This is a genomic window from Mesorhizobium sp. M4B.F.Ca.ET.089.01.1.1 (assembly GCF_004022605.1).
Lineage (GTDB): Bacteria > Pseudomonadota > Alphaproteobacteria > Rhizobiales > Rhizobiaceae > Mesorhizobium > Mesorhizobium abyssinicae.
In genome coordinates, this window is record NZ_RZOS01000340.1 from 1 (window position 1) to 6,397 (window position 6,397).

The window sequence follows — 6,397 nt, forward strand, 5'->3', positions numbered from 1 at the left end:
ATGATCAGCTCGTCGCGCGAGGTGGCGATGCGCCGGATCTGGCTCATCGTGCCGCCCGTGCCGGCCGGGATCAGCCGGCCGACGATGACGTTTTCCTTCAGGCCCTGCAGCATGTCGGTCTTGCCGGCAACCGCCGCTTCGGTCAGCACCCTCGTCGTCTCCTGGAAGGAGGCGGCCGAGATGAAGGACGGCGTCTGCAGCGAGGCCTTGGTGATGCCGAGCAGCACCGGCTGGCCTTCGGCCGGCTTCTTGCCGTCCTCGATCAGCCGCTCGTTGACCTCTTCCAGCTCGATCACGTCGACGTGGTCGCCCGGAATGTAGGTCGAGTCGCCCTGCGTGGTGATCTCGACCTTCTGCAGCATCTGGCGAACGATCACCTCGATGTGCTTGTCGTTGATCGACACGCCCTGCAGGCGGTAGACCTCCTGGATCTCGTTGACGAGGTAGGACGCAAGCGCCTCCACGCCCTTGATCGCCAGGATGTCGTGCGGCGCCGGATTGCCGTCGAGGATGTAGTCGCCCTTCTCGATGACGTCGCCGTCCTGCAGATGGAACGGCTTGCCCTTCGGGATCAGGTATTCGACCGGCTCGAGCGTCGAGTCATGCGGCTCGATGATGATGCGGCGCTTGTTCTTGTAGTCGCGGCCGAAGCGGACCGTGCCGTCGATCTCGGCGATGATGGCGTGATCCTTCGGACGACGTGCCTCGAACAGCTCGGCAACACGCGGCAGACCGCCGGTGATGTCCTTGGTCTTGGCGCTTTCCATCGGGATACGCGCCAGCACGTCGCCGGGACGGACATGCGCGCCCGGCTCGACCGAGAGGATGGCCTCGACCGAGAGCAGGAAGCGGGCATCGCCGCCCTTCGACAGCTTGCCGACCTTGCCCTTGGCGTCATGCACGACGATCGCCGGCTTCAGGTCGTTGCCGCGCGGCGTCGAGCGCCAGTCGATGACCTCGCGCTTGGTGATGCCGGTCGATTCGTCGGCCGTTTCCTGCACGGAAATGCCGTCGACCAGATCCTCGAACTGCACCTTGCCCTCGATTTCGGTGAGGATCGGGCGGGTGTAGGGATCCCACTCGGCGATGCGCTGGCCGCGCTTCACCTTGTCGCCATCGTCCACGAAAATGCGCGAACCATAAGTGACGCGGTGCGTGGCGCGTTCCTTGCCGGTCTCGTCGAGGATCAGCACCGCCATGTTGCGGCCCATGACCATCTGCTGGCCGTCCGAGTTGCGCACCACGTTGCGGTTGCGGATCTCGACCTTGCCCTCATACGAAGCTTCGAGGAACGAGGAGTCCACCACCTGCGCCGTACCGCCCATGTGGAAGGTACGCATGGTGAGCTGGGTGCCCGGCTCGCCGATCGACTGCGCCGCGATGACGCCGACGGCTTCGCCCTGGTTGACAGGCGTGCCGCGGGCGAGGTCGCGACCGTAGCAGACCGCGCAGACGCCGGTCCTGACCTCGCAGGTCAGCGCCGAGCGGATGCGCACCGACTGGACGCCGGCCTTTTCGATCTGTTCCACGTCGCGTTCGTCCATCAGCGTTCCGGCCTTGACCAGAACCTCGCCCGACACCGGATGGTTGATGTCGTCGAGCGACGTGCGGCCGAGAACACGCTGGCCGATCGAGGCGACGATCTGGCCGGCATCGACGATCGGCTGCATGGTGAGGCCCTTGTCGGTGCCGCAGTCGAGCGAGTTGACGATGCAGTCCTGCGCCACGTCGACAAGACGACGGGTGAGGTAACCCGAGTTCGCCGTCTTCAGAGCGGTGTCGGCCAGACCCTTGCGGGCGCCGTGGGTCGAGTTGAAGTACTCGAGCACGGTGAGGCCTTCCTTGAAGTTCGAGATGATCGGCGTCTCGATGATTTCACCCGACGGCTTGGCCATCAGGCCGCGCATGCCGGCGAGCTGACGCATCTGGGTGGGCGAACCACGCGCACCCGAATGCGACATCATGTAGATCGAGTTCATCGGCTTCTGACGGCCGTTGTCCTCGAACTCGACGGCCTTGATGCGGGCCATCATCTCGTCGGCGACCTTTTCCGAGCACTTGGCCCAGGCGTCGACGACCTTGTTGTACTTCTCGCCCTGGGTGATCAGGCCGTCATTGTACTGCTGCTCGTATTCCTTGGCCAAAGCCTCGGTCTCGGACACCAGCTTGATCTTGGTGTCCGGGATCAGCATGTCGTCCTTGCCGAACGAAATGCCGGCACGGCAGGCATGCGCGAAGCCGAGCGCCATGATGCGGTCGCAGAAGATAACCGTCTCCTTCTGACCGCAATGGCGGTAGACGGTGTCGATCATCTTGGAGATGTTCTTCTTGGTCATCTCCTGGTTGGCGGTCTCGTAAGGCACGTTGACGTTCTTCGGCAGCAGCTCGCCGATGATCATGCGGCCAGGGGTGGTGTCGTAGATCTTCGACACGACATTGCCTTCGGCGTCGACCGAGCGGAAGCGGCCCTTGATCTTGGCGTGCAGCGTCACCGCCTTGGTCTCGAGCGCATGCTGCAGCTCGCCCATGTCGGCGAACACCATGCCCTCGCCCGGCTCGTTCTGGTTGACGATCGAGAGATAGTAGAGACCGAGAACCATGTCCTGCGACGGCACGATGATCGGCGCGCCGGAAGCCGGGTGCAGGATGTTGTTGGTCGACATCATCAGCACGCGGGCTTCGAGCTGCGCTTCCAGCGACAGCGGCACGTGGACGGCCATCTGGTCGCCGTCGAAGTCGGCGTTGAAGGCCGTGCAGACCAGCGGATGCAGCTGGATCGCCTTGCCTTCGATCAGGATCGGCTCGAACGCCTGGATGCCGAGGCGGTGCAGCGTCGGCGCGCGGTTCAACAGCACCGGGTGCTCGCGGATGACCTCGTCCAGGATATCCCAGACCTCCGGACGCTCCTTCTCGACCAGCTTCTTGGCCTGCTTGACGGTCGAGGAGAAACCCTTGGCGTCGAGGCGGGCGTAGATGAAGGGCTTGAACAGCTCGAGCGCCATCTTCTTCGGCAGGCCGCACTGGTGCAGCTTGAGCTCCGGACCGGTCACGATGACCGAGCGGCCGGAATAGTCGACGCGCTTGCCGAGCAGGTTCTGGCGGAACCGGCCCTGCTTGCCCTTCAGCATGTCGGACAGCGACTTCAGCGGACGCTTGTTGGCGCCGGTGATGACGCGGCCGCGACGGCCGTTGTCGAACAGGGCGTCGACCGCTTCCTGCAGCATGCGCTTTTCATTGCGCACGATGATGCCGGGCGCGCGCAGCTCGATCAGCCGCTTCAGGCGGTTGTTGCGGTTGATGACGCGGCGATAGAGGTCGTTGAGGTCGGACGTGGCGAAACGGCCGCCGTCGAGCGGGACGAGCGGGCGCAGGTCCGGCGGGATCACCGGCACCACCTTCATGATCATCCATTCCGGACGGTTGCCGGACTCCATGAAGTTCTCGACGACCTTGAGCCGCTTCAGATACTTCTTCTGCTTCAGCTCGGAGGTGGTCGAAGCCAGTTCCGAACGCAGGTCGCCGGCGATCTTCTCCAGGTCCATGCCGGCCAGGAGGTCGTGAATGGCCTCGGCGCCGATCATGGCGGTGAACGAATCCTCGCCATACTCATCGACGGCCAGCATGTACTCTTCCTCGCTGAGCAGCTGGTGCTCCTTCAGCGCGGTGAGGCCGGGCTCGGTGACGATGTAGTTCTCGAAGTAGAGGACGCGCTCGATGTCCTTCAGCGTCATGTCGAGCAGCGTGCCGATGCGCGACGGCAGCGACTTCAGGAACCAGATATGGGCGACCGGCGCGGCGAGCTCGATATGGCCCATGCGCTCGCGCCGCACCCGCGACAGCGTGACTTCGACGCCGCACTTCTCGCAGATGACGCCCTTGTACTTCATACGCTTGTACTTGCCGCACAGGCACTCGTAGTCCTTGATCGGTCCGAAAATGCGCGCGCAGAACAGGCCGTCACGCTCCGGCTTGAAGGTGCGGTAGTTGATGGTCTCCGGCTTCTTGATCTCGCCGAACGACCAGGACAGAATCTTCTCAGGGCTGGCGAGCGAAATCCGGATGGAATCGAACACCTGCGCCGGCGCCTGGGGATTGAAGAGATTCATGACCTCTTGGTTCATGCCGTTCTCCTTTTCGGGGTCCTCGAAAACCCCTTGCATCTGACGCGGGCCGAATGCCCGCTGAGTGGTCGGCCCACCGGCCGAGGAATTTGATTGGCGCGCCGCGATCTAGCGCGGCGCGCCGTTGCCTTATTCGGCTGCGCCCCTATTCGGCAGCATCGGGCAGCCGCACCGGAGCGTCGTCGAGCTTGGTGTTCTCCAGCTCGACATTGAGGCCGAGGGACCGCATTTCCTTGACGAGAACGTTGAAGCTCTCGGGAATGCCAGCCTCGAACGTGTCGTCGCCACGGACGATAGCTTCGTAGACCTTGGTGCGTCCGGCGACGTCGTCCGACTTCACCGTCAGCATCTCCTGCAGCGTGTAGGCGGCGCCGTACGCTTCGAGCGCCCAGACCTCCATTTCGCCGAAGCGCTGGCCGCCGAACTGCGCCTTGCCGCCCAGCGGCTGCTGGGTGACCAGCGAGTACGGGCCGATCGAACGCGCGTGGATCTTGTCGTCCACCAGGTGGTGAAGCTTGAGCATATAGATATAGCCCATCGTCACCTTGCGATCGAACGGCTCGCCGGTGCGTCCGTCATAGAGCTGCGACTGACCGCTGGTGTGCAGGCCCGCCTGCTCCAGCATGATGTTGATGTCGCCCTCATGCGCGCCGTCGAACACCGGGGTCGCGATGGAGACGCCGCGGCGCATCTGCTCGCCGAGGCGAATGATGCTTTCGTCGTCGTACTCGCGGACCGGCTCGTTGCGGTCATTGGCCGGCATGAAGCTCTCGATCGTCTTGCGCAGCGGCTTGATGTCGCCGCCCGCCTTGTACGCCTCGATCAGTTCGCCGATCTTCCTGCCCATGCCGGCGCAGGCCCAGCCCAGATGCGTTTCCAGGATCTGGCCGACGTTCATGCGGCTCGGCACACCCAGCGGGTTGAGCACGATATCGGCATGCGTGCCGTCCTCGAGGAAAGGCATGTCCTCGACCGGAACGATGCGCGACACGACACCCTTGTTGCCGTGCCGGCCGGCCATCTTGTCGCCCGGCTGCATCTTGCGCTTCACGGCCACGAAGACCTTGACCATCTTCATGACGCCCGGAGGCATTTCGTCGCCGCGCTGCACCTTCTCGACCTTGTCCATGAAGCGCTGTTCCAGCGCCTTCTTGGAATCGTCGTACTGGCCGCGCAGGGCTTCCAGTTCGCTTTGGAGCTTTTCGTTCTCCACCGCGAACTGCCACCACTGCGAGCGCGGATAGTCGTCCAGCGTATCCTTCGCCAGCTTCGAGCCCTTCTTGAAGCCCTTCGGTCCGGCAATCGCATCCTTGCCGACCAGCATGTCGGACAGGCGCGAATAGACGTTGCGGTCGAGGATCGCCTGCTCGTCGTCGCGGTCCTTGGCCAGGCGTTCGATCTCCTCGCGCTCGATCGCCATGGCGCGCTCGTCCTTCTCCACGCCGTGGCGGTTGAAGACGCGCACTTCGACGACCGTGCCGAAGGTGCCCGGAGGCATGCGCATGGAGGTATCGCGCACGTCGGAGGCCTTTTCGCCGAAGATGGCGCGCAGAAGCTTCTCTTCCGGCGTCATCGGGCTTTCACCCTTCGGCGTGATCTTGCCGACCAGGATGTCGCCCGGCTGCACTTCGGCGCCGATGTAGACGATGCCGGCTTCGTCGAGGTTCTTCAGCGCTTCTTCCGAGACGTTCGGAATGTCGCGCGTGATTTCCTCCGGCCCGAGCTTGGTATCGCGCGCCATGACCTCGAACTCCTCGATATGGATCGAGGTGAAGACGTCGTCGGCGACGATGCGCTCCGACAAGAGGATCGAGTCCTCGTAGTTGTAGCCGTTCCACGGCATGAACGCGACCAGCACGTTGCGGCCGAGCGCCAGATCGCCGAGCTCCGTCGACGGACCGTCGGCGATGATGTCGCCCTTGTTGACGCGGTCGCCCATGCGCACCAGCGGACGCTGGTTGATGCAGGTGTTCTGGTTCGAACGCTGGAACTTCATCAGCCGGTAGATGTCGACGCCCGACTTGCCGGGATCGAGATCTTCCGTGGCGCGGATGACGATACGCGTCGCGTCGACCTGGTCGACGATGCCGCCGCGGCGGGCGCCGATGGCGGCGCCGGAGTCACGGGCGACGATCGGCTCCATGCCGGTGCCGACGAACGGCGCCTCGGCGCGCACCAGCGGCACGGCCTGACGCTGCATGTTCGAGCCCATCAGCGCGCGGTTGGCGTCGTCGTTCTCGAGGAACGGGATGAGCGCTGCCGCCACCGAAACCATC

At 64.0% G+C, this 6,397-nt stretch carries 2 protein-coding genes; both read right to left on the reverse strand.

The window, feature by feature from the left end; genetic code table 11:
- A partial coding sequence (gene rpoC, locus EN780_RS24945) for a DNA-directed RNA polymerase subunit beta' (RefSeq protein ID WP_128275609.1) occupies positions 1 to 4,121 on the reverse strand: 4,121 nt, incomplete at its 3' end.
- A 145-nt stretch (positions 4,122 to 4,266) separates the two neighbouring features.
- A partial coding sequence (gene rpoB / locus EN780_RS24950) for a DNA-directed RNA polymerase subunit beta (protein ID WP_128275610.1) occupies positions 4,267 to 6,397 on the reverse strand: 2,131 nt, incomplete at its 5' end.